Here is a 22,864-nt window from a genome sequence, read left to right as displayed (position 1 = left end):
TCAAAAAATAGGGTGAAAAAACCTTTATTTGTCATGCAAAAAAATAGAAGATAGGATAGAGAATCACTTTGATGATCTCAATCCTATCTCCTATTCAAATAGTTAGATTACTAACTTAATGACATTGGGAGATAATCCTGATTCTTTTTTTGTTTGTACATTCTCGTCGAGATTACATGATACCGAAGAAACGAGCTGCGATACCAACTGCAAAGAGGGCAAGGATGATTGTGATTGGAGATACTTTTTTCTTAAGCAACCACATGCAAAGGAAAGTAAGGAGAAGTCCCATCAATCCTGGAATCAATGAGTTCAACTGACCTTGAAGCGTTTGTGGTTGAACGCTATCCAAGCTCATACCACTAAGTGCTTGGCCAAGAATACCCTTCAATTCTCCACCTGTAACAGCACCTTCTGGGAAGTTGATGTAGGCACCTTCTGATAATTGTTTACCTGGAAGGTTGATAGTGAAGTTGATGGATACCCAACGTTGTACAAGAACGGCAAGGATAAACATACCAAGGATAGAAGCTCCTTTAGTGATGTCTTTCAAGATACCACCTGACATGTCTTTAGTGATTTCAGATCCAGCCTTGTAACCAAACTCTTGTGTGTACCAAAGGAAAGACATACGGATTGCATTCCATCCAAAGAAGAAGAGGAGTGGTCCAACGATGTTACCAGTTGCAGCAAGTGATGCACCAAGGGCACCAAGGATAGGACGAACTGTAAACCAGAAGACTGGGTCACCGATACCAGCAAGAGGTCCCATCATACCAATCTTAACACCTTGGATAGCAGCGTCATCGATTTCAGTACCGTTAGCGCGTTCTTCTTCAAGTGCAAGAGTAACCCCCATGATTGGAGCAGCTACGTATGGGTGAGTGTTGAAGAATTCAAGGTGACGCTCAAGAGCAGCTGCTTGGTCTTCTTTTTTAGTGTAAAGTTTCTTGATAGCTGGGATCAAAGAATAAGCCCAACCCAAGTTTTGCATACGTTCGTAGTTCCAAGAACCTTGAAGGAATTGTGAACGCCACCAAACTTTTTGGCGATCTGATTTTGATAATTGAATTTTTTCAGCCATGATTGTTCCCCTTTCTAGTAGTCTTCTAGGATATCACCGATTGGATCGTTAGAAGTTGCAGCTCCTCCGCCACCGTTTCCACCTTGTTTAGAAAGGTTGAGGTAGATGAAGGCAAGGGCAACACCGATGACACCAAGGGCAATCAAAGTCAATTGAGAAATTGCTGCAAGAGCAAAACCGATAGCGAAGAATGGCCACACTTCACGAGTAGCCATCATGTTGATAACCAAAGCGTAACCAACGGCAACGACCATGGCACCACCGACAGCCATACCACCGTTCAACCAGTCTGGCATTAAACCAAGAGCGTCTTGAACAGCAGAAGCTGGGATAGCAATAAGGAAGGCTGCAGGGATTGCAATACGTAGACCTTGAAGAATAAGGGCAAAGTAGTGAGCGCGCTCAACAGCAGCAATGTTTCCTTCTTTAGCAGCAGCGTCAGCAGAGTGAACCAAGATAACTGAAGCTGTACGAACAAGCATAGTCAAGAAGAGTCCAGCTACGGCAAGAGGGATTGCAGTTGCAGTTGCGACTGCGATACCTTCAGTAGTAAAGTTACCACCTTTAATCATGATGATTGCAGCAGCAACAGAGGCAAGAGCAGCGTCAGGAGCTACGGCAGCTCCGATGTTTGCCCAACCAAGGGCGATCATTTGAAGTGATCCACCAAGCATAACCCCTGCTTCGAGGTTACCAGTTACAAGACCGATAAGGGTACATGCTACGATTGGTTGATGGAATTGGAATTGGTCGAGGATACCTTCAAGACCTGCGAAGAAGGCAACAACTACAACCAAGATAGCAGAAATGATTGAAATATCTGACATGGTTTTATTCCTTTTCTATTTAATGTAAATTATTGAACGTTAGCTTTGCTAATCAAGTCAAACAAATCTTTTTTAGTGTCGTTTGGTACTTTACGTACGTCAAATTCAACACCAAGGTCACGCATTTTTTCAAATGTAGCAACGTCGTCTTTGTCCATTGACAATACGTTGTTGACCATTGTTTTACCAGTTGAGTGAGCCATTGATCCAACGTTAAGAGTTTTGATTGGCACACCACCTTCGATAGCACGAAGGGCATCTTGTGGTGTTTCAAACAAGATAAGGGCATGTGTTTCACCAAAGCGAGGGTCTTTTGCAACCTCAATCAATTTTTTGATTGGAACAACGTTAGCCTTAACTCCGTTAGGAGCCGCTTGTTTGATCAATTCTTTACGAAGATCGTCATTAGCTACGTTATCTGAAGCAACGATGATACGGTCTGCTTTTGAATCTGGTGTCCAAGCAGTTGCGACTTGCCCGTGAAGAAGACGTGTGTCAAGACGAGCAAGATTGATTTTCAATTTACCGTCTCCAATAACAGTTCCTTCTGGAATAGCAGCTTGGGCTACAGGAGCAGCTGCAGCAGTTGCAACTTCCTCAGCTGGGTTTAGCTCTTCTGGAAGAGCCTTGATGCCATCTTTGGCTTCTTTAATGATGTTCGCAGCGACTTTGTCTACTCCAGCATTGGCATCCATCAGGCGCTCTGTGTAGGCTTGAATCAACATCGGCAAGTTAAGTCCTGTAATGATGGCAAATTTACGCTCAGGATTTTCTCCCATTACACGGCTAGCTTGGTTAAATGGAGAACCACTCCAAAGGTCAGCCAAGACTAGGACCTCATCTTCTGCGTCAAATGCAGCCACAGCATTGTTGAACTTGGCGTATAAATCATCTGGACCTTCGTTTGGCATAAAGGTTACAACTTGAACCTTTTCTTGTTCACCAAAGATCATAGATCCTGACTGATGAATACCAGCGGCAAATTCACCGTGGCTCGCAATAATGATTCCGATACTCATTATTGTCATTCCTCCTTATAAAATGTTTGACTCTTAGTTTAAGAAAACTTTAAGACTCCTTAAGTATAAATCGTTTTCAAAAAAAAAGCAACTAATTATAATAAAGAGTGAAAAAATCTAAAAGTCTTATCTTTTTAAATGTTGATATATCAACATTTAATAGAATAGTCTATAGAATGGTAAAAAAATTTAATATAAAAAGTGGTAGTGCAGAAGTGGACCAACCAAATCTCGGTAACTTAGTTCCAGCCTCTTTTACTTCACTCAACCATTGGATGCTGAAAGAATGTGGATAGAAAAATGACGTTTTCTTTAATGGTGTTATTGAGCATTAAAAAAAGAACTTTAAGTTCGATTAGTTGCTATGCCAAAATTTTATTGCTAAAAAACGAGGTGGGGTCTACTGTCCCTACCTCGTTTTATTATTTATTATTTATTATTTATCTTAATGAGTAAAGTCTAGAACCATGCGACCTTGGATGGTACCAGCAGCCATTTCATCAAAGACAGCAATGGCATCTTCGACAGGACGTTTTTGAACGACTGGAACAACGAGACCTTCAGCACCAAATTGGAAGGCTTCTTCCAAATCTTTACGTGTTCCAACTAGGGAACCGATGACCTGAATACCATCAAGAACCGTTTTAACGATGCTTAGATCCATCATTTCTGAAGGGAGTCCGACAGCTACTACACGACCGCCTGCACGAACAGAGTCAACTGCTTGGTTGAAGGCAACTTTTGATACAGCTGTTACGACAGCTGAGTGAGCACCGCCGTTTGTTTTTTCTTTGATAAGCCCTGGGACATCTTCGACTTCAAGACCATTAATAACGATATCAGCACCAACTTCTTTAGCTAGAGCAAGTTTATCGTTGTTAATATCTACTGCGATAACGTGAGCGTTGAATACTTTTTTAGCATATTGAACAGCTAAGTTACCAAGTCCTCCAGCACCATAGAGTACAACCCATTGGCCTGGCTCAACTTTTGCTTCTTTGATAGCCTTGTAGGTGGTGACACCGGCACAAGTGATTGAAGAAGCTTGGGCTGGATCGAGACCTTCTGGAACTTTAACGGCATAATCTGCAGTTACGATACATTGTTCTGCCATACCACCATCAACTGAGTAGCCAGCATTTTTTACTGAACGGCAAAGAGTTTCGCGTCCAGTTGTACAGTATTCACACATACCACAGCCTTCAAAGAACCAAGCTACGCTGACGCGGTCGCCAACTTTTAGGCTCTTAACATCAGGAGCGATTTCTTTTACGATACCAATCCCTTCGTGACCGAGAACACGTCCTGGAACTTTTCCAAAGTCACCATGGGCAACGTGGAGGTCTGTGTGGCAAACACCACAGTACTCAACTTCAACAAGTGCTTCCCCAGTTTCGAGCGGACGGAGCACTTTTTCTTCAATAGCAACACCAGTACCTTCTGGATTTACAACAACAGCTTTCATAGCTATCCTCCTTGATTAGTAGTTGAGGTGCAGAGGAAAAGGGGCTTGCCTTGAATCGTGATTCAAGTGAAGTCGAATTTGAACTGCCCTCTTTTTTGTCTATATGTGAAGTATATCACGATATTTAATATAGTACAAGGGATTTGATGCAAAAACATATGTAATCGCTTAACCAGTTGATAAAATTGTGAAATTTACACAATGATATCCGGTGTCTTGACATGAAATTTCATATAAATAAGAAGCTGTTAGATCCTAAATCTAGGGAGCGGGGTTGCAAACAGATTTTCTAAGTTCCTTCTCTGGGAGATTTTGGTATAATAGAGAGTAATTTATTTTCTAGTATGAGAAGTTAGAATGAGAGGTATGTATGTCCCCTTCAATTCAGTTATTAAAAAACCGCTATTTAAAGAATATCAAAGAAAATCCAGAACTCTACATCGGTATTGAGTTGGAGTTTCCTATCGTTCATACGAAAGGTCAGCCTACAGATATTGAAGTCAGCAAGGACTTGATGCGTTTTTTGGTTGATGCTCTCAGTCTGGAAGTTGAAAAGGAAGATCAGGATGGCAATCCGATTCAACTTGTAGAACCGTTGAGTCAAGATCGGATTCTGTTTGAAGTTTCCTACACGACCTTGGAGTTTGCCTTTGGCAGAGTCCAGAAAATCCAAGAGGTCCAAGGACGATTTCAAGCTTATATGAAGGTCATTCAGGAAAAACTAGGCGAAAAGGATCATGCTATCCAGGGGTGGGGGATTCATCCAAACTGGGATCAGAATGACAATCGACCGGTGGCTTATCCACGCTACCAGATGCTGATGGATTACCTACATATGGGAAGTCGCCAAGAGAGAGTTAATTTGCATAACTTCCCACAATATGGAGCCTTTATCTGTGGGAGTCAAGTTCAGTTGGACGTATCGACTGCTAACTACCTACGTGTCATTAATGCTTTCACTCATATTGAGGCAGCCAAAGCTTTCTTATTTGCCAATTCTGAGTTTTCGGGAGCAGAATGGGATACTAAGATTTCACGGGATATTTTTTGGGAAGCTTCCATGCATGGGATTTATCCAGAGAATGTTGGTGTCAATGCCAGACTCTTCAAAGATGAGGATGATTTCTTTGATTATCTAGACCACTCTGCGATTTTTACAGCAGAACGAGATGGGGAAACTTACTATTTTTCTCCGATTCGGGCTAGAGATTACCTAGCTACTGAGGAAGTTTCGGCCTATACTTTAAATGGAAAAGAAACTCTGCTTGTTCCTCATGAGAAGGATTTTCAAACGCACCGTAGTTACCAATATCAAGACCTAACAACTCGAGGGACGGTTGAATTCCGTAGTGTTTGTACGCAACCCCTAGACCGAACCTTTGCTTCGGCAGCCTTTCATCTAGGTTTGTTGGTAAATTTAGACAAGCTTGAAACATACCTAGAAACAGCACCTTTCTTTGAGATATTTGGTCGTGACTACAAATCTTTGAGACGTCGGTTTTCTAAGAAACAGCTTTCAGATGAGGAGACAGTTGGAATTGTTCAATTCTCCAAAGACTTGCTAGCTATAGTAGAGCAAGGTCTTGAAATGAGAGGTCAGCAAGAAACAACCTATTTAGAGCCTTTGAAAGAAAAATTGACTCTATAATTTTCTTATAAAGGAAGAATTTTCTGAAAAATCATGTTATAATGGATGAGACTATAGATAAAGGATAGAGATTTATGACATTAGTTTATCAATCAACGCGAGACGCAAAAAATACCGTAACAGCCAGCCAAGCGATTTTGCAAGGTTTGGCAACTGATGGAGGTTTATTTACTCCGGTTAGTTATCCAAAGGTAGATTTGGATTTTGACACATTAAAAGATGCTTCTTACCAAGAAGTGGCTAAGCTTGTCTTGTCAGCTTTCTTGGATGACTTTACAGCAGAGGAGTTGGACTACTGTATCACCAATGCCTATGACAGCAAGTTTGATACACCAGCCATTGCTCCTCTTGTCAAACTAAATGGCCAATACAACTTGGAACTTTTCCACGGTTCAACCATTGCCTTCAAAGACATGGCCTTGTCTATCTTGCCATACTTTATGACAACGGCAGCTAAGAAACATGGCTTGGAAAACAAGATTGTCATTTTGACAGCGACATCTGGGGACACTGGAAAAGCTGCCATGGCAGGATTTGCGGATGTTCCTGGAACTGAAATTATCGTCTTTTATCCAAAAGATGGTGTCAGCAAGGTACAAGAGTTGCAAATGACCACTCAAACTGGGGACAACACTCATGTTATCGCTATCGATGGAAACTTTGACGATGCTCAAACCAACGTGAAGCATATGTTCAACGATGTGGCCCTTCGTGAGAAATTGGCAGCTAACAAGTTGCAATTTTCATCAGCCAACTCTATGAATATCGGTCGTTTGGTACCACAGATTGTCTACTATGTTTATGCTTACGCTCAGCTTGTTAAAACTGGCGAAATTAAGGCCGGTGACAAGGTAAACTTCACCGTACCGACAGGAAACTTTGGAAATATCTTGGCTGCCTTTTACGCCAAGCAAATCGGTTTGCCAGTTGGGAAATTGATCTGTGCTTCAAATGACAACAATGTCTTGACAGACTTCTTTAAAACTCGTGTCTATGACAAGAAGCGTGAGTTTAAGGTAACCACTAGCCCATCTATGGATATCTTGGTATCTTCAAACTTGGAACGCTTGATTTTCCACCTTTTGGGTAATGATGCAGTTAAGACAGCTGAACTCATGGATGCTTTGAACACTCAAGGTCAGTATGAATTGAAAGATTTTGATGCAGAGATTCTTGACCTCTTTGCAGCGGAGTATGCGACAGAAGCGGAAACCGCAGCAGAAATTAAGCGTGTCTACGAGTCAGATTCTTACATCGAGGATCCTCATACAGCGGTTGCCTCAGCTGTTTATAAAAAATACCAAGCAGCGACAGGTGATGCGACTAAGACCGTGATTGCATCAACAGCTAGTCCTTACAAATTCCCAGTGGTTGCAGTGGAAGCTGTAACTGGACAATCAGGTTTGAGCGATTTTGAAGCCTTGGCTCAATTACACGAAATTTCAGGAGTAGCAGTGCCACCAGCAGTTGATGGCCTTGAAACAGCTCCAGTTCGTCACAAGACAACTGTTGCAGCAGCAGAGATGCAGGCGGCAGTAGAATCTTATCTAGGACTTTAAAACAGAGGAAGTAAACTCGGTTGGGAAACTAACTGAGTTTCTTTTCATCAGGAGGAAGGATTGTTTAAGAAAAATAAAGACATTCTCAACATAGCTCTGCCAGCCATGGGTGAAAATTTCTTGCAGATGCTCATGGGGATGGTAGATAGCTATCTGGTGGCACATCTGGGCTTAATCGCCATTTCGGGTGTGTCTGTAGCGGGTAACATTATCACCATTTACCAGGCTATTTTTATTGCTTTGGGAGCGGCTATTTCCAGCGTCATTTCAAAAAGTCTGGGGCAGAAGGACCAGTCTAGACTGGCCTACCATGTGACAGAAGCGCTCAAGATAACCCTGCTACTGAGTTTAGTTTTAGGTGGCTTGTCCATCTTTGCTGGCCAAGAGATGATTGGCCTTTTGGGGACAGAAGCGTCTGTAGCTGAGAGTGGTGGACTATACCTAGCTTTGGTCGGTGGGACAATTGTCCTCTTGGGCTTGATGACTAGTTTGGGTGCCTTGATTCGTGCTACTCATAATCCGCGACTTCCGCTTTATGTTAGCCTCTTGTCTAATGCCTTGAATATTGTCTTTTCAAGTATGGCTATTTTTATCCTTGATATGGGCATTGCTGGTGTAGCTTGGGGGACCATTCTATCTCGTTTGGTCGGGGTTGTGATTTTGTGGTCACAATTAAAACTTCCATATACGAGGCCAAGGTTTGGACTGGATAAAGACTTGCTAAACTTGGCTTTACCTGCAGCGGGAGAGCGTCTCATGATGCGAGCTGGAGATGTGGTCATTATTGCCTTGGTTGTTTCCTTTGGGACAGAGGCAGTTGCGGGAAACGCGATTGGTGAAGTCTTGACTCAATTTAACTACATGCCTGCTTTTGCTGTCGCGACGGCAACAGTAATGCAGGTGGCACGAGCAGTAGGGGAGAATGATTGGGCAAGGGTGGACAAGCTCAGTAGGCAAACTTTTTGGCTATCCCTCTTTCTCATGTTGCCCTTGACGCTTAGTATCTATGCTCTCGGAACCCCACTAAGTTACCTCTACACCAGTGATTCTACAGCCATTAAAGCCAGTGTTTTGGTAACGCTGTTCTCTCTACTAGGGACTCCTATGACGACGGGGACAGTCATTTATACAGCTGTCTGGCAGGGTTTGGGAAATGCTCGCCTTCCCTTTTATGCAACAAGTATCGGGATGTGGTGTATACGTATCGGAACAGGTTACTTGATGGGAATTGTTCTTGGTTGGGGCTTGCCTGGTATTTGGGCAGGAACGCTTTTGGATAATGGTTTCCGTTGGATGTTCCTACGCTATCGTTACCAAGTTTATATGACATCGAAAGGATGAGAAATGCAAGAAATAGCTTTTATTTGGGATTTAGATGGAACCTTACTGGATTCTTATGTAGCCATCTTAGCAGGAATCGAAGAGACTTTTGCCCAGTTTGACATTCCTTATGATAAGGCTGAGGTTCGTGCCTTTATTCTAAAAACTTCCGTTCAAGATCTGTTGGAAAAGGTGGGAGAAGAAAGAGGCTTGGATGCTGATATGCTCAATCAGGTTCGTGCTCAGAGCTTGGCTGAGAAGAATGCTCAAGTTGTTTTGATGCAAGGGGCGCGTGAAATCTTAGCTTGGGCAGATCAGCAAGGAATTGAGCAGTTTGTTTATACCCATAAAGGGGACAATGCTTTTACTATTTTGGAGAATTTGGGTTTGGCCCACTATTTCACAGAAATTTTAACCAATCAAAGTGGTTTTGCTCGGAAGCCTAGTCCAGAAGCTGCGATTTATCTTCTAGATAAGTATGAACTAGATCCACAGCAAACTTATTATATAGGGGATCGGACTTTGGATATCGAATTTGCTCAAAATAGTGGGATTCAGAGTATTAATTTTCTTGAAAGTCCGATGGATTACAATCATCAGATTTCTTGTTTAGAGGATATTCCTTCTCTCTCTTTTTGAAAGTTTTATGAAAGAGAACATGTCAGTTTTGTAACAAAATACAAACAAACTATTTCAACTAATGTGATTTGTTACAATGAATGTACAGTTCTGTTAAATAGCCCTAAAAGGGCTTTTTTTCTGCTTTTTTTGTGTTATGATAAACAGGTACTCATTTGAAAGGAATTTGAAAGAATGAAGAAAAGAATATTATTAGCCTCAACAGTAGCCTTGTCATTTGCCCCAGTATTGGCAACCCAAGCAGAAGAAGTAGCATGGACAGCACGCAGTGTTGAGCAAATTCAAAACGATGTTACCAAGAGTGAGAATAAAACAAGCTATACGATTCAGTATGGTGATACCTTAAGTACCATTGCCGAAGCTTTGGGAGTGGATGTGACCGTTCTTGCTAACTTGAACAAGATCAGCAATATTGATTTGATCTTCCCTGAGACAGTCCTTACAACAACTGTTAATGAAAAAGAAGAAGTGACAGAAGTTGAAATTCAAACCCCTGATACAGTTCAAGGTGGCGAAGGTACAACTGCAACAGTAGATTTGACAACCAACCAAGTCACTGTAGATGACCAAACTGTACAGGTTGAAGATTTAACTCAACCAGTTGCAGAAACAACTGTAGCTGAGCCAGTGGCAGAAGCAACAACAGAAGTTGTAGCACCTGTAGAAGAGTCAGTAGTAGAAGCCACTACTGAAGTTGCAACACCAGCAGAAGGATCTGCAGCAGAAACAACAACAGGAACCGTTGCAGAAGTTTCAGCACCAGTAGAAGAGCCGGTAGCAGAGGCTACTACTGAAACTGTAGCAGAAACACCTGTAGTGGAAGAAACGACTACAACAGAAGCACCAGTTACAGAGACTGTAACAGAGACTCAATCAGCACCATCAACTTATCAAGCTGAAGCAAGTCAAGGTTCATCAGCGACTTATGCAGCACCAGCAGCACCTGATTATGCAAGTATTGCAGCTTCAAAATCAGAAAATGCAGGTCTTCAGCCACAAACAGCTGCCTTTAAAGAGGAAGTAGCTAACTTGTTCGGAATCACATCATTTAGTGGCTACCGCCCTGGTGATAGTGGCGACCACGGAAAAGGACTTGCCATTGACTTTATGGTTCCAGTAAGCTCTGCTCTTGGTGACCAAATTGCAGATTATGCTATCCAAAATATGGCTAGCCGTGGTATCAGCTACATCATCTGGAAACAACGTTTCTACGCACCATTTGATAGTAAATACGGACCAGCCTACACTTGGAATCCAATGCCAGATCGTGGAAGCGTTACAGAAAACCACTATGACCACGTACACGTATCGATGAACTAAGAATAATGAGAAGTTGGGAACTTGAGTTTCCGCTTCTTTTTTTGTTATGACACACTTTATAAGTGAAATAAAATCTAAAACACGATATAATGTAAGCGGATACAAAGCTATACTAACGATTTTAAGCATAGAGCGAAAGGATGATAAGAATGACAAACCGATTAAAACCCCCATTTGAGAAAACAAGAGATGATTTTGAACAGGAATTTTGTGGTGAAATTGTTGAACTCTTGATTTTTACTCTCCAAAATGTAAATGGGGCTGCTTCTTTAAAAGATGGGTGTCTAATGCCGTCCGTTCATTTTAAAGCTAGTGTCAATGTCGAAACTCAGGACTTTTCTGAACTTGAAGGACGTTTGGAATGGCTCCTGACTCCGAAAGAATTTGAAGAAAAGCATTGGGGATTTAGTTTTGAACCCTACAAAATTCATCGTATTAAATGTCAAAAACGCCCCTTCATGAAGCTAGAGCCTTATATGTCAGAAGTGGCTAACAACTGCTACCGCTTGCTGGAATACCTAGATGACCAATCTATGGATGCTAGGTTAAAGACCTTGATCGAAACTTACCAGAAACCTGTTATCATTCAAGACGCTCTTGGCGAGTTCACCCTAAATAGAGCCTATTCTTGGTTTGAAGGCTTCATCACTTATGAGGGCGGTAAGATTCATGCCATGTTTGATGCGGGTGCAGATGAAAGTCTTCCTCCAAGTTCTTTCGATGATTTAAAGAAATTTATGGAATCTTTCCAAGTTCGAGATACTAAGATTAAAGACTATATCGTCAAAGAACTGTGGGAAACAGCTCAAGACTGGATTGATTCAGATGAAAATGATGTGGAGTTAACAGAAGAGTATTTTACTAACTCACTTTCCTTGAGTGAACTATCAATCAACGAAGATGGGGAATTGACTCTCTACTATGATGATAGCGAGGAAATTTTTGCAGGCCATGCCATCGAAGTTGTCATCGATAAAGAGGGAGAAATCCTTCGAGCAGATTTGGTAGGTTAGTACTTAGGCTCTCAATAGATTTTAGAAGAAATAGAGGCTGGGACAAAAAATCCCAGCCTCGCTTTATAGTTACCATGCTCGTCTAAGGAAAACTTCCTTTTTCAATCCATATCCTTGACTACTTTACTAGCTTGATGAAGCTTGAGAGGTCTTGGAATAGTATATTCAGACTAGGACTTTCGCTCTTTGTTCCCTTATCTATGTTTCAGAAATATGAGCAAAAGACTTGCATTATGAATTGATTTGTTTTATAATTGACTAATCAATAATTGATAAATCAAATATTTACAGGGAGGTAGAAATGAAAAAAATTAACGACTTACTTTACCAGGTTCATTTAGTAGATCAGACGATTACTCAACTTTTTGAGAAACAATTGGGAATTAGTTTGACCCGCTATCAAATCCTGCAATTTTTACTACAAAATTCACCCTGTAACCAGATTGCCGTTCAGGAGAAGTTACAGATTGACCAGGCAGCTTTGACCCGTCATTTTAAGATACTGGAGTCAGAGGGCTATGTCAGTCGCAAACGTAATCCGCTTAATCAACGAGAAGTCTTAGTCGAATTAACCCAAGAAGCCAAGAATCAACTCTTGGTCAATCCGCCTAAACATCACTTGCGAGTGAAGGAACAGATGGAGAACATCTTATCCTCTACTGAGCAGCAAGACCTGACAGCTTTGTTGACAAAACTAGTATCAGGATTAGAAAAAATTGAATTTTAAGGAGAAAACGATGTCAATCATTACTACTATTTTAGCAACCCTTGTTGCTCTAGAGCATTTTTATATCTTTTATTTGGAAAGTATCGCAACCCAATCAGATGCAACCAGCCGAGTCTTTAATATGGACAAGGAAGAGTTGACTCGCCCCTCTGTCACCTCACTGTTTAAAAACCAAGGAATTTATAATGCCTTGATTGGGGTATTTCTTATTTATGGAATTTATTTCTCACATAGCTTAGAAATCGTAACAATCTTTGTGTTGTTTGTCGTAGGAGCAGCGACTTATGGTGCCTTAACAGCAGATAAAAAAATCATTCTAAAGCAAGGCGGACCAGCAATCCTAGCACTCTTGAGTATCCTTTTCTTGAGATAAAAATAACCAGCACTTTCTATTGAAGGTGCTGGTTTTAATCATTCACATTAAACTTTTCTCCGCTTGATTTCGAGTAATCTTTGATAGAAGAAGAATTGACTACTATAGATATAAGGGAAAGAAGGGATGCTCGCAATTCCAAAGCTGATCCAGATAAGAAGATACCATGGTAGGAGTTGTAAATCAAGTACGAAGCGTTGGAACTTATAGCCTTTCATAAGGAAGCGACTAGTTTTGAGTACGCGACTTGGCTTGGCAATTCCAATTGCAAGGGTATCACAAAGGAGCAGCTCTACTTGGGAATAAGCGTAGTATTGCGGCAGATAGGCAATGGTTCCCAAAATCATCAGAAAGACGCTACCAAAGAAGTAAAGTGCAAAAGTAAGTAGGAAGTGTTCGATATCTGAATTGGTGACGTCGACAGCTGGAAATTCGGGATGAAGTTCTACAAATTTACGAGCCATGGCACTGCTATAAAAGAGCAAGTAGACTCCAAAAAGATTAGGGATGCTCCACAAAAAGAGATAGAAACGCTTGAGCAAGAGAGTCAGAAAGGTCTGGGTGAAGAAGCGATTGTCAAGTAAGGACAGACTATCTTTAAAAGAAAGCTCTATCTCGGAAATTCTGTAAAGATTAATGGTTGTAAAAAGAGCACCAGCTAGGATAATAGAACTTGTGAATCCAACTGCTAGAGGAAAGAGTGAGGACTGGATCAAGCTCATCAAAAAAGTAAAGAAGGATTGATCAAGAATTCCCTCATCAAGTAGGGATAACGGACTTATGAAGCTGGATAGAATCAAGAAAATGCTTGGTAATAAAAAGACAAGCAATAAACGTGGATGTTCAGCTTGAAACTGTTTAGCTTGTTGACGAACTTCTTTTAAATCAATTTTTGGGTATTTCATTCTTTCATTATACCATAGTTCGTGACAGTTCCTGTTTTTTTTGATAGAATCATACAGTATGCCCTTGGGCACAAAGTAAGAACCGGGACTGTCTTTCCCAGCTTCGGAGGTAAAAAATGTCAGATTCGCCAATCAAATATCGATTGATTAAAAAAGAAAAACACACGGGAGCTCGTCTGGGTGAGATTATCACGCCACACGGAACCTTCCCAACCCCTATGTTTATGCCAGTAGGGACTCAAGCAACGGTCAAGACTCAGTCGCCAGAAGAATTGAAAGAGATGGGGTCAGGGATTATCCTCTCTAACACCTATCACTTGTGGCTACGTCCTGGAGATGAGTTGATTGCTCGAGCAGGTGGGCTTCATAAGTTCATGAACTGGGATCAGCCTATCTTGACAGATAGTGGTGGCTTCCAGGTATATTCATTGGCTGATAGCCGAAATATTACTGAAGAAGGGGTAACCTTCAAGAACCACCTCAATGGTTCCAAGATGTTCCTTTCACCTGAAAAAGCCATCTCTATCCAAAACAATCTAGGCTCAGATATCATGATGTCCTTTGACGAATGTCCTCAATTTTATCAGCCTTATGATTATGTGAAGAAGTCAATCGAACGTACCAGCCGTTGGGCTGAGCGTGGATTAAAAGCTCATCGTCGTCCACATGACCAAGGCTTGTTTGGGATTGTACAAGGTGCAGGATTTGAAGATCTTCGTCGTCAGTCAGCTCATGACCTTGTCAGCATGGACTTCCCAGGCTACTCTATCGGAGGGTTGGCAGTAGGTGAAACTCATGAAGAGATGAACGCAGTTTTGGACTTCACCACTCAACTCCTTCCTGAAAACAAACCTCGCTACTTGATGGGAGTAGGAGCGCCAGATAGCTTGATTGATGGGGTTATTCGTGGGGTCGATATGTTTGACTGTGTCTTGCCGACTCGTATCGCTCGTAACGGAACTTGTATGACTAGCCAAGGACGTTTGGTTGTCAAGAATGCCCAGTTTGCGGAGGACTTTACCCCACTTGATCCTGAGTGCGATTGCTACACATGTAAGAACTACACCCGTGCCTACCTTCGTCACTTGCTCAAGGCTGACGAAACCTTTGGTATCCGCTTGACAAGTTATCATAACCTCTACTTCTTGCTCAATCTTATGAAGCAGGTTCGTCAGGCTATTATGGATGACAATCTCTTGGAATTCCGTGAGCATTTTGTTGAAAAATATGGCTACAATAAATCAGGTCGTAATTTCTAAGATTATCAATCTAAAGCTGAAATCCTAAGTTTTCTCTTAGGATTTTTCTTCTTTTTTTGATAAAATAAAGGTAGTATGGAATGAACATTAGATGGTTTTTTACTACTCTAATGAACGGAGAATAAACTCGTATGCGTATTAAATGGTTTTCCTTGATCAGGATTACAGGCTTACTCTTGGTGCTCTTGTACCATTTCTTTCAGACGGTTTTTCCAGGAGGTTTCTTCGGGGTTGATGTCTTTTTCACCTTCTCAGGTTTCCTAATTACGTCACTCCTGTTAGAAGAATTTGGACAAAAAGGGAAAATCGATATCCTAGGATTTTTTAGAAGACGCTTCTATCGGATTTTTCCCCCAGTCGTCTTGATGATCCTGGTCGTTATGCCTTTTACTTTCTTGGTTCGACAGGATTATGTGGCAGGAATCGGTGGTCAGATTGCTGGTGTCCTTGGTTTTATGACTAACTTCTATGAAATGCTGACAGGAGGAAGTTATGAATCTCAATTTATCCCTCACCTCTTTGTTCACAACTGGAGTTTAGCGGTTGAAGTTCATTACTATATCTTGTGGGGCTTGGCAGTTTGGCTCATGTCTAAGCAAGCCAAAACAGGTGGGCAACTACGGGGAATGGTTTTTCTACTATCTTCAGCTACCTTCGTCGTTAGCTTTCTTTCAATGTTTATTGGTAGCTTTATCGTTAGCTCATACTCAACGCTTTACTTTTCAAGTTTGACTCATGTTTATCCATTCTTTTTAGGAAGTGTGCTTGCGACCTTGATAGGAGTTCGTCATACGACACCTCTTCTCAAACGTTTGAATCAAACCCTAGACTTGAAGCAGACCTTGCTAGTATTTGGGGCTGGTCTCGGAGTTTTACTCTTATTGACCTTCTTTGTGAAATTCAATTATCTCTTTGCCTACTTGCTTGGCTTCTTGTTGGCAAGTTTAGCTGCCCTTCTGATGATCGTTGCAGCACGAGTATTACATGAGAAAACTCCGACGATTGAAGAACCCAAGGTAATTAGCTTCTTAGCTGATACGAGCTATGCCGTTTATCTTTTCCACTGGCCGTTTTATATCATTTTCTCTCAGTTGATGAGCAACCTACCGGCAGTGATTCTCACCACTATCTTTTCTTATCTCTTTGCAAGTCTTTCTTTCTATGTGATTGAACCTTTCATTGCCGGGAAGAACACTAGCTTATTGCAAAGGGTAAAAGAAATTCCGCATATTCAACCAATCTTTGCGGGTAGCGTCGGTTTTCTTAGCTTGCTGACACTGATTGTGATGCTCATAGCTCCCCAAGTCGGTGCTTTTGAAACGGATTTGATGGTAAATGGCCTCAATCAAGCTCAAACCAATATTACCCGTACAAAAACCATGGCGGATCAAGCAGAAGCCAGTCGCTACAATATTGCTGAAGGTGTATCCATCATCGGAGATTCTGTAACCTTGCGTGCAACAGCTGGACTTAAAGAGGTTCTACCAGACGCTCAGACAGATGGTCAAGTAAGCAGAAATACCAAGCAAGCCAATGCTATTATGCTCAACCACAGTCAGAATAAAGTCCTCCCTAAAATAGTTGTTATTGCTACTGGAGTGAATAACCCTGAGGATTATAAGGCTGATATCGATTCTTTGATAACGAATCTACCTAAGGGACATCAACTTGTACTTGTGACACCTTATGAGGGTGATACAACTCAAGCAATTCAGCCTTATGTAGAACAGTATGCTAGCTATGTGCGTGAAGTAGCTCAAAAGTATCCTTACATTGAGGTTGCAGACTGGAATCAGGTGTCTAAAGATCATCCAGACATCTGGAAAGGAACAGACCAGGTTCACTTTGGAAGTGATAATACCAAATTAGAAGAGGGTGCTAAGCTCTACGCAGAAACGATAGCATCAGCTATCAAGGCCTTGGCAGATAAGCCTGTGAAGTCAAAATAATATTTAAAAAGTAGAGATGACCGTTCTCTACTTTTTCTTTTTAGAAAGTACTTCTTAGAAAATAATTCATTCTCTAAGTTTCTCTCTAACCTATGGCAATATCGTCTTACTCTAGCTTATTAGATTTTTGGGTAGTTTGGCCCAACTATGGCAATCTCTAGGCTTTCGTTTTTATGGCGGATCACGTCTTGATTGGGAAAAACTTGCGAAATTGTCAGAATTATGAGAAAATAGGTGCAGTCAGAAAATGGAGGGAATGCAATGAGAGAAGACATCAAGATTAATGACCGTGCTTTAGCATTAGGAAATCAGATCATTGACAAGCTAGAAAAAGTTTACGATACAGATGTGGAATTAGATGTCTATAATCTTGGCTTGATTTACGAGATTCATTTGGACGAGGCTGGTCTTTGTACAATTGTCATGACCTTCACCGATACAGCCTGTGACTGTGCAGAAAGTTTACCTATTGAAATTGTGGCAGGTCTGAAACAGATTGAAGGAATTGAGGATGTTAGGGTTGAAGTTACCTGGTCACCTGCCTGGAAGATTACACGCATCAGTCGCTATGGACGTATAGCGCTAGGACTTCCTCCACGCTAAAATACAAGAGGCGGTGGGACAGAAATCGATAGACAAAGTCTCGATTTCGTAGTCCCAGCCCCGCGAGGATGATTAGGAGCTTTTTGGAGTCTAAAAGACGAACAAAAAGTTCAATCAGCTACCGCGTCAAAGTTTAATTGCTAATAAAAAGTGAGGTAGGGATTTTTTGTCCCAACCTCCTTTTTGTTATTAGATTCCTCTAACTGCAAAATAGTGTTCGTTTGGATTTGCAAAGTTAAAGTTAGGGAAAGGTTGAGTATTGATCGAACTAGTGGTATCAGTCACTGCAGCTAGGCGTTTATGAAGACCGTGAAGATCTGCTGACTCAAAGAGTAGGCTGGGTTTCATATCAACTACCTCCGGTGATACTTGACGAATAAAATCCTTAGCATAGATAGTGAAAGTCAGCGTACTGTCAGCGTGAGGTTTCATCTCAAAAGTTTCAAATTCCATTATTTCTGGTTGGTTAAAAACTTCAAATCCAATGGCAGACCAAAAGTCTCTCTCCACTGCTACATCATCTACGTAGAGCATAATTCCTGTATTTTGTGAAAACATTGTTTCTCCTTTGTAATCATAGTTAGAGCAAAGATTTTATAACATTCTATGAGAAAATACAAATAACTAGAAAAAGCAGTCATTTAGCGACTGCTTATTTTCTAGTTATTTTTTACCAGATTGTTCCATATTCCAGAAATCTGTAACGGCACCGCGTGATGCAGAAGATACGGTATGGGCATACTTACCAAGGACACCACGGCTATAGAGTGGTGGCAAGGTTGTTTCTGCCTTGCGTTTTTCAAGTTCTTCTTCCGATACGGCCATGGAAATTTCTTTGGTATCTTGGTCAACCGTAACGATATCACCTGTACGAAGGTAAGCAATCGGTCCACCATCCTGAGCTTCAGGGGCGATATGTCCGACAACCAGACCATAAGTACCACCAGAGAAGCGTCCATCTGTCAAGAGGGCAACCTTGTCTCCTTGGCCTTTACCAACGATCATTGAAGAAAGTGAGAGCATCTCAGGCATACCAGGACCACCCTTAGGTCCAACGAAACGAACAACGACAACATCGCCATCAACGATTTCATCTGACAAGACAGCTTGGATAGCATCTTCTTCAGAGTCAAAGACCTTGGCTGGACCAACGTGACGACGAACCTTAACACCTGACACCTTGGCAACTGCACCGTCAGGAGCAAGATTACCGTTCAAGATGATAAGCGGACCATCTGCACGTTTTGGATTTTCAAGTGGCATGATAACTTTTTGACCTGGTGTGAGGTCTGCAAAGTCAGCCAAGTTTTCAGCAACAGTCTTACCAGTACATGTGATACGGTCTCCGTGAAGGAAGCCATTTGCCAGCAAATACTTCATAACCGCAGGCACACCACCAACTTCGTAAAGGTCTTGGAAGACATACTGACCAGAAGGTTTCAAATCGGCCAAGTGAGGCACACGTTCTTGGATGGTATTAAAGTCCTCAAGTGACAAGTCAACATTAGCTGCGTGGGCAATAGCAAGCAAGTGAAGAGTGGCATTTGTAGAACCACCTAGAGCCATAGTCACAGTAATGGCATCTTCAAAGGCTTCACGAGTCAAGATATCTGATGGTTTGAGACCGAGCTCCAGCATCTTAACAACAGCACGTCCTGCTGCTTCGATGTCTTCTTTCTTGTCAGCTGATTCAGCTGGGTGAGATGAAGAACCTGGCAAACTCATACCGAGAACTTCGATAGCTGTCGCCATGGTATTAGCAGTATACATACCACCACAACCACCAGGGCCAGGGCAGGCATTACATTCCAGACGTTTCACATCCTCAGCTGTCATATCACCGTGGTTCCACTTACCGATTCCTTCAAATACAGAAACCAAGTCGATGTCTTTGCCATCCAGTTTTCCAGGGGCGATAGTACCACCGTAAGCGAAAATAGCTGGGATATCCATATTGGCAATAGCAATCATAGAACCAGGCATGTTCTTGTCACAGCCACCGATAGCCACAAAGGCATCCACGTTGTGACCACCCATAGCAGCTTCGATAGAATCCGCAATGATATCACGTGACGTTAGAGAGAAGCGCATACCAGGCGTTCCCATGGCAATCCCGTCTGCTACCGTAATGGTTCCAAATTGAACCGGCCAAGCACCAGCAGATTTGACACCTTCTTTTGCAAGCTTACCGAAGTCATGCAAGTGGATATTACATGGTGTATTTTCTGCCCAAGTCGAAATGACTCCCACAATTGGTGTTTCAAAGTCCTTATCTGTCATACCAGTCGCACGAAGCATGGCACGGTTTGGTGATTTAACCATGCTGTCATAAATGCTACTGCGGTGACGTTTATCTAATTCTGTCATTAAGTTCCCTCCCATTTCAGTTCTTACCATTATAGCACATTTTAAAAACAATGAACAGAAGAAAATTCTTGAATTTTCAGACAATTCAAACCATTGAAATCTTCTTAAAAAAGATTGCATATTTTTGTTGACATTTAAAATTAAAGTGATATCATTTAGATATCAAACACAGGAGATCATTCTGATGACTGAAAAACTAATCAATTCAAAACCAAATGGTGTAGTAGCATTGGTACTCATTGAGTTGGCACTCGTACTTGGTTTCCTTATATTTATAATGGGTGCTGGTTCGGAAAACATTTTTGGAATTATTATCGGGCTTTTATTAATCTTAATTTCAGCACTAGCTCATGCTGGTTTAAAAGTTGTCAAACCTCAGGAAGCACTGGTTTTGACCCTCTTTGGTAACTATACTGGGACCATCAAAGAACCTGGTTTTTACTTTGTCAATCCCTTCAGCATAGCGGTCAATCCTGCAATCCACACTCGACTTGGTCAAAGTGGTGACGTTAGCACGAAATCCCCTTTTTCAGGGATGAAATCATCAAATGGTAATGACGTAAATCTTGAAATTGGCAAGAAACAGATTTCACTCAAGGTTATGACTTTGAGCAATTCCCGTCAAAAGATTAACGATTGCTTAGGGAATCCCGTAGAAATCGGTATCGCGGTAACTTGGAGAGTTGTCGATACAGCCAAAGCAGTCTTCAACGTTGATAACTATAAAGAATATCTGTCATTGCAGTGTGATAGCGCCCTTCGTAATATTGTCCGCATCTATCCTTACGATGTGTCTCCGAATGTGGATACTACAGGTGATGGGCAAGCAGATGAAGGCAGCCTCCGAGGCTCTAGCGAGATTGTAGCTAGTCGCATTCGTGAAGAAATCCAAAGTCGTGTAGAGGACGCTGGTTTGGAAATCCTTGAAGCACGTATTACTTACCTAGCTTACGCTCCAGAAATTGCTGCCGTCATGCTTCAACGTCAACAAGCATCAGCCATTATTGATGCACGTAAGATGATTGTTGATGGCGCTGTAGGAATGGTTGAAATGGCACTAGAACGTCTCAATGAAGGAGAATTAGTAGAACTTGACGAAGAACGAAAAGCTGCTATGGTTTCAAATCTCCTAGTCGTTCTCTGTGGCAATCATGATGCACAACCAATTGTCAATACAGGAAGCCTTTATTAAAAATGGCAGAAGCTAAAAAAAAGCAAATCCCCCTTCGACTTTCGGCAAAGTTATATGCTGCACTCGCATCATGGGCAGAGGATGACTTCCGATCAGTTAACGGGCAGATTGAATATCTCCTTACAGAATGTGTCAAGCAACGGAAAAAAGACGGGAAATACGTCTCAGAAACCATTGATGAACCCTTCGAGATTGATATTTAATCTATTTTCCTATCCAGAATAGTGGATAGGAAAATTTTTTTATCTTTTTTTTGTCAAGTAACTTTACTTTACAAAAAAGTTTTGATATACTATTAAAGTTGATGAAAATCAAACCTAACTGAATTTATATCTTAAAAGGAGAAATCAAAATGGCAGTACCTGCACGTCGCACTTCAAAAGCGAAGAAAAACAAACGTCGTACACACTACAAAGTAACAGCTCCATCTGTAAACTTTGACGAAACTACTGGAGATTACTCACGTTCACACCGTGTATCACTTAAAGGATACTACAAAGGACGTAAGATCGCTAAAGCTGCATCAGCTGAATAATAGAAGGGAGATACCATGCGCGTAAATATTACACTTGAACACAAAGAATCTGGTGAACGCTTGTACCTTACTTCTAAAAACAAACGTAACACTCCAGACCGTCTTCAATTGAAGAAATACTCACCAAAACTTCGCAAACACGTTGTGTTTACAGAAGTGAAGTAAGCATTCAATACGAATCAATACATAAGAAAAACGCTGATTTTAAGCGTTTTTTCTTTTTTCCAATTTCAATACATTTCACTATATTTCAGTTCAATCTCTACCTTTTTTAGATAAATATATCATTTAGATATTGAAATTAAGCCCTGCTATCATTTCGATGGCAGGGCTTTTTAATGTTTGGTACACTACCTTCTTATCTATATTTTGATGGAGCTGAAGTTGACATCTACAAAGTTTAATGTTAAAATACATTCAAAAATATATTTGAATGAGGTATTTTATGATTCAAAATGTTGTTACTTCAATAATCCTGTATTCTGGGACAGCCGTAGACTTACTTATTATCCTAATGTTATTTTTTGCCAAAAGAAAAAGCAGAAAAGACATTATTAACATCTATTTAGGACAATTTCTAGGCTCTGTTAGTCTAATATTGCTAAGTTTACTTTTTGCATTTGTCTTAAATTATATTCCTAGTAAAGAGATTTTAGGTTTGCTCGGTTTGATTCCAATTTTCCTAGGACTCAAAGTTTTGCTTTTAGGAGATTCTGATGGAGAAGCTATTGCAAAAGATGGTTTGCGCAAAGATGATAAAAACCTGATTTTTCTAGTCGCTATGATTACTTTTGCAAGTTGTGGTGCTGACAATATTGGTGTTTTTGTCCCATATTTTATTACCTTAAATTTAACGAATTTGATAGTGGCTTTACTTACTTTTCTAGTCATGATTTATCTCTTGGTTTTTTCTGCCCAAAAATTGGCACAAGTCCCTTCTGTTGGAGAAACTTTGGAAAAATATAGCAGATGGTTTATTGCCGTTGTTTATTTAGGATTGGGGATGTATATCCTGATTGAAAACAACAGCTTTGACATGCTAAGGACTGTGTTCGGCTAG

Annotated in this window: 24 protein-coding genes; 16 read left to right on the top strand and 8 right to left on the bottom strand. The window is 41.1% G+C overall.

Going from position 1 to position 22,864, the window contains the following annotated elements:
* Nucleotides 1-172 precede the first annotated feature (172 nt).
* From QM911_RS03975 to adhP, 4 genes are all read right to left on the bottom strand, one after another.
* Entirely contained in the window at nucleotides 173-1,084 is a 912-nt protein-coding gene (locus QM911_RS03975) for a PTS system mannose/fructose/sorbose family transporter subunit IID (RefSeq protein ID WP_006149277.1), read from the bottom strand.
* A gap of 14 nt (nucleotides 1,085-1,098) precedes the next feature.
* Nucleotides 1,099-1,911, bottom strand: a complete 813-nt coding sequence (locus tag QM911_RS03970; RefSeq protein ID WP_414313181.1) for a PTS mannose/fructose/sorbose transporter subunit IIC — start codon at nucleotides 1,909-1,911, stop codon at nucleotides 1,099-1,101.
* 29 nt (nucleotides 1,912-1,940) lie between these two features.
* Complete coding sequence (locus tag QM911_RS03965; RefSeq protein ID WP_045613768.1) at nucleotides 1,941-2,930, bottom strand: PTS sugar transporter subunit IIB; 990 nt, start codon at nucleotides 2,928-2,930, stop codon at nucleotides 1,941-1,943.
* A gap of 445 nt (nucleotides 2,931-3,375) precedes the next feature.
* Nucleotides 3,376-4,395: an alcohol dehydrogenase AdhP gene (adhP, locus tag QM911_RS03960; RefSeq protein WP_049502676.1), complete on the bottom strand. Its 1,020-nt coding sequence runs from the start codon at nucleotides 4,393-4,395 to the stop codon at nucleotides 3,376-3,378.
* Between the two features lie 370 nt (nucleotides 4,396-4,765).
* On the opposite strand from adhP, the gene QM911_RS03955 reads away from it, so the two are divergent.
* From QM911_RS03955 to QM911_RS03920, 8 genes are all read left to right on the top strand, one after another.
* Nucleotides 4,766-6,043, top strand: coding sequence for a gamma-glutamylcysteine synthetase (locus QM911_RS03955; protein WP_414313180.1), 1,278 nt, complete (start codon nucleotides 4,766-4,768; stop codon nucleotides 6,041-6,043).
* 74 nt (nucleotides 6,044-6,117) lie between these two features.
* Nucleotides 6,118-7,602 (top strand): threonine synthase, encoded by a 1,485-nt coding sequence (gene thrC, locus QM911_RS03950; RefSeq protein WP_414313179.1) that lies wholly within the window; start codon nucleotides 6,118-6,120, stop codon nucleotides 7,600-7,602.
* Nucleotides 7,603-7,662: 60 nt separating this feature from the next.
* Complete coding sequence (locus QM911_RS03945) at nucleotides 7,663-8,943, top strand: MATE family efflux transporter (RefSeq protein WP_414313178.1); 1,281 nt, start codon at nucleotides 7,663-7,665, stop codon at nucleotides 8,941-8,943.
* Between the two features lie 3 nt (nucleotides 8,944-8,946).
* A complete protein-coding gene (locus QM911_RS03940; RefSeq protein WP_414313177.1) occupies nucleotides 8,947-9,561 on the top strand; it encodes an HAD-IA family hydrolase in 615 nt (204 codons plus the stop codon).
* Between the two features lie 174 nt (nucleotides 9,562-9,735).
* On the top strand, nucleotides 9,736-10,881 hold the full coding sequence (locus QM911_RS03935; RefSeq protein WP_414313176.1) for a LysM peptidoglycan-binding domain-containing protein: 1,146 nt from the start codon (nucleotides 9,736-9,738) through the stop codon (nucleotides 10,879-10,881).
* Nucleotides 10,882-11,030: 149 nt separating this feature from the next.
* Nucleotides 11,031-11,894, top strand: a complete 864-nt coding sequence (locus tag QM911_RS03930; RefSeq protein WP_414313175.1) for a DUF2262 domain-containing protein — start codon at nucleotides 11,031-11,033, stop codon at nucleotides 11,892-11,894.
* Between the two features lie 301 nt (nucleotides 11,895-12,195).
* A complete protein-coding gene (locus QM911_RS03925; RefSeq protein ID WP_414313174.1) occupies nucleotides 12,196-12,621 on the top strand; it encodes a MarR family winged helix-turn-helix transcriptional regulator in 426 nt (141 codons plus the stop codon).
* A 10-nt stretch (nucleotides 12,622-12,631) separates the two neighbouring features.
* Nucleotides 12,632-12,994: a DUF1304 domain-containing protein gene (locus QM911_RS03920; RefSeq protein ID WP_004250661.1), complete on the top strand. Its 363-nt coding sequence runs from the start codon at nucleotides 12,632-12,634 to the stop codon at nucleotides 12,992-12,994.
* Between the two features lie 47 nt (nucleotides 12,995-13,041).
* On the opposite strand, the gene QM911_RS03915 is transcribed toward QM911_RS03920, so the two are convergent.
* A complete protein-coding gene (locus tag QM911_RS03915) occupies nucleotides 13,042-13,899 on the bottom strand; it encodes a DUF975 family protein (protein ID WP_049502670.1) in 858 nt (285 codons plus the stop codon).
* A 116-nt stretch (nucleotides 13,900-14,015) separates the two neighbouring features.
* Here QM911_RS03915 and tgt point away from each other — a divergent pair, with 116 nt between their 5' ends.
* The 3 genes from tgt (at nucleotide 14,016) to QM911_RS03900 (ending at nucleotide 17,710) form a co-directional block, all read left to right on the top strand.
* Nucleotides 14,016-15,158, top strand: a complete 1,143-nt coding sequence (gene tgt, locus QM911_RS03910; protein ID WP_004250663.1) for a tRNA guanosine(34) transglycosylase Tgt — start codon at nucleotides 14,016-14,018, stop codon at nucleotides 15,156-15,158.
* A 131-nt stretch (nucleotides 15,159-15,289) separates the two neighbouring features.
* Nucleotides 15,290-17,107, top strand: coding sequence for an acyltransferase family protein (locus QM911_RS03905; RefSeq protein ID WP_414313173.1), 1,818 nt, complete (start codon nucleotides 15,290-15,292; stop codon nucleotides 17,105-17,107).
* A gap of 261 nt (nucleotides 17,108-17,368) precedes the next feature.
* Complete coding sequence (locus tag QM911_RS03900; protein WP_045763083.1) at nucleotides 17,369-17,710, top strand: metal-sulfur cluster assembly factor; 342 nt, start codon at nucleotides 17,369-17,371, stop codon at nucleotides 17,708-17,710.
* A gap of 189 nt (nucleotides 17,711-17,899) precedes the next feature.
* On the opposite strand, the gene QM911_RS03895 is transcribed toward QM911_RS03900, so the two are convergent.
* Both QM911_RS03895 and ilvD read right to left on the bottom strand, forming a co-directional pair.
* Nucleotides 17,900-18,268 carry a glyoxalase gene (locus QM911_RS03895; RefSeq protein WP_414313172.1) on the bottom strand — a complete coding sequence of 123 codons (369 nt, stop codon included), beginning with the start codon at nucleotides 18,266-18,268 and terminating at the stop codon, nucleotides 17,900-17,902.
* Nucleotides 18,269-18,373: 105 nt separating this feature from the next.
* Nucleotides 18,374-20,077, bottom strand: a complete 1,704-nt coding sequence (gene ilvD / locus QM911_RS03890) for a dihydroxy-acid dehydratase (protein WP_049502667.1) — start codon at nucleotides 20,075-20,077, stop codon at nucleotides 18,374-18,376.
* A 184-nt stretch (nucleotides 20,078-20,261) separates the two neighbouring features.
* On the opposite strand from ilvD, the gene QM911_RS03885 reads away from it, so the two are divergent.
* The 4 genes from QM911_RS03885 (at nucleotide 20,262) to rpmG (ending at nucleotide 21,969) form a co-directional block, all read left to right on the top strand.
* Nucleotides 20,262-21,269, top strand: coding sequence for an SPFH domain-containing protein (locus QM911_RS03885; RefSeq protein WP_414282472.1), 1,008 nt, complete (start codon nucleotides 20,262-20,264; stop codon nucleotides 21,267-21,269).
* Nucleotides 21,270-21,271: 2 nt separating this feature from the next.
* Nucleotides 21,272-21,472 (top strand): PTS ascorbate transporter subunit IIC, encoded by a 201-nt coding sequence (locus QM911_RS03880; RefSeq protein WP_075229745.1) that lies wholly within the window; start codon nucleotides 21,272-21,274, stop codon nucleotides 21,470-21,472.
* A 149-nt stretch (nucleotides 21,473-21,621) separates the two neighbouring features.
* A complete protein-coding gene (rpmF, locus tag QM911_RS03875; RefSeq protein WP_000290417.1) occupies nucleotides 21,622-21,804 on the top strand; it encodes a 50S ribosomal protein L32 in 183 nt (60 codons plus the stop codon).
* Between the two features lie 15 nt (nucleotides 21,805-21,819).
* Complete coding sequence (gene rpmG / locus QM911_RS03870) at nucleotides 21,820-21,969, top strand: 50S ribosomal protein L33 (RefSeq protein ID WP_001265622.1); 150 nt, start codon at nucleotides 21,820-21,822, stop codon at nucleotides 21,967-21,969.
* Between the two features lie 123 nt (nucleotides 21,970-22,092).
* Here the strand turns inward: rpmG and QM911_RS03865 are convergent, their stop codons facing one another.
* On the bottom strand, nucleotides 22,093-22,221 hold the full coding sequence (locus QM911_RS03865; protein ID WP_075230464.1) for a FanG protein: 129 nt from the start codon (nucleotides 22,219-22,221) through the stop codon (nucleotides 22,093-22,095).
* A 28-nt stretch (nucleotides 22,222-22,249) separates the two neighbouring features.
* On the opposite strand from QM911_RS03865, the gene QM911_RS03860 reads away from it, so the two are divergent.
* A complete protein-coding gene (locus tag QM911_RS03860) occupies nucleotides 22,250-22,864 on the top strand; it encodes a CadD family cadmium resistance transporter (RefSeq protein ID WP_070458725.1) in 615 nt (204 codons plus the stop codon).

The organism is Streptococcus infantis, assembly GCF_047460825.1.
Classification (GTDB): domain Bacteria; phylum Bacillota; class Bacilli; order Lactobacillales; family Streptococcaceae; genus Streptococcus; species Streptococcus infantis_V.
The sequence above is the reverse complement of the archived record's forward strand: the minus strand, read 5'-3'. Positions and strand labels throughout refer to the sequence as shown.

Excerpts from the sequence above, each read along its gene's own strand:
- QM911_RS03975 (WP_006149277.1), bottom strand. The coding sequence starts at position 1,084 with ATGGCTGAAAAAATTCAATTATCAAAATCAGATCGCCAAAAAGTTTGG.
- QM911_RS03970 (WP_414313181.1), bottom strand. The coding sequence starts at position 1,911 with ATGTCAGATATTTCAATCATTTCTGCTATCTTGGTTGTAGTTGTTGCC.
- QM911_RS03965 (WP_045613768.1), bottom strand. The coding sequence starts at position 2,930 with ATGAGTATCGGAATCATTATTGCGAGCCACGGTGAATTTGCCGCTGGT.
- adhP (WP_049502676.1), bottom strand. The coding sequence starts at position 4,395 with ATGAAAGCTGTTGTTGTAAATCCAGAAGGTACTGGTGTTGCTATTGAA.
- QM911_RS03955 (WP_414313180.1), top strand. The coding sequence starts at position 4,766 with ATGTCCCCTTCAATTCAGTTATTAAAAAACCGCTATTTAAAGAATATC.
- thrC (WP_414313179.1), top strand. The coding sequence starts at position 6,118 with ATGACATTAGTTTATCAATCAACGCGAGACGCAAAAAATACCGTAACA.
- QM911_RS03940 (WP_414313177.1), top strand. The coding sequence starts at position 8,947 with ATGCAAGAAATAGCTTTTATTTGGGATTTAGATGGAACCTTACTGGAT.
- QM911_RS03935 (WP_414313176.1), top strand. The coding sequence starts at position 9,736 with ATGAAGAAAAGAATATTATTAGCCTCAACAGTAGCCTTGTCATTTGCC.
- QM911_RS03930 (WP_414313175.1), top strand. The coding sequence starts at position 11,031 with ATGACAAACCGATTAAAACCCCCATTTGAGAAAACAAGAGATGATTTT.
- QM911_RS03925 (WP_414313174.1), top strand. The coding sequence starts at position 12,196 with ATGAAAAAAATTAACGACTTACTTTACCAGGTTCATTTAGTAGATCAG.
- QM911_RS03920 (WP_004250661.1), top strand. The coding sequence starts at position 12,632 with ATGTCAATCATTACTACTATTTTAGCAACCCTTGTTGCTCTAGAGCAT.
- QM911_RS03915 (WP_049502670.1), bottom strand. The coding sequence starts at position 13,899 with ATGAAATACCCAAAAATTGATTTAAAAGAAGTTCGTCAACAAGCTAAA.
- tgt (WP_004250663.1), top strand. The coding sequence starts at position 14,016 with ATGTCAGATTCGCCAATCAAATATCGATTGATTAAAAAAGAAAAACAC.
- QM911_RS03905 (WP_414313173.1), top strand. The coding sequence starts at position 15,290 with ATGCGTATTAAATGGTTTTCCTTGATCAGGATTACAGGCTTACTCTTG.
- QM911_RS03900 (WP_045763083.1), top strand. The coding sequence starts at position 17,369 with ATGAGAGAAGACATCAAGATTAATGACCGTGCTTTAGCATTAGGAAAT.
- QM911_RS03895 (WP_414313172.1), bottom strand. The coding sequence starts at position 18,268 with ATGTTTTCACAAAATACAGGAATTATGCTCTACGTAGATGATGTAGCA.
- ilvD (WP_049502667.1), bottom strand. The coding sequence starts at position 20,077 with ATGACAGAATTAGATAAACGTCACCGCAGTAGCATTTATGACAGCATG.
- QM911_RS03885 (WP_414282472.1), top strand. The coding sequence starts at position 20,262 with ATGACTGAAAAACTAATCAATTCAAAACCAAATGGTGTAGTAGCATTG.
- QM911_RS03880 (WP_075229745.1), top strand. The coding sequence starts at position 21,272 with ATGGCAGAAGCTAAAAAAAAGCAAATCCCCCTTCGACTTTCGGCAAAG.
- rpmF (WP_000290417.1), top strand. The coding sequence starts at position 21,622 with ATGGCAGTACCTGCACGTCGCACTTCAAAAGCGAAGAAAAACAAACGT.
- rpmG (WP_001265622.1), top strand. The coding sequence starts at position 21,820 with ATGCGCGTAAATATTACACTTGAACACAAAGAATCTGGTGAACGCTTG.
- QM911_RS03865 (WP_075230464.1), bottom strand. The coding sequence starts at position 22,221 with ATGTATTTTAACATTAAACTTTGTAGATGTCAACTTCAGCTCCATCAA.
- QM911_RS03860 (WP_070458725.1), top strand. The coding sequence starts at position 22,250 with ATGATTCAAAATGTTGTTACTTCAATAATCCTGTATTCTGGGACAGCC.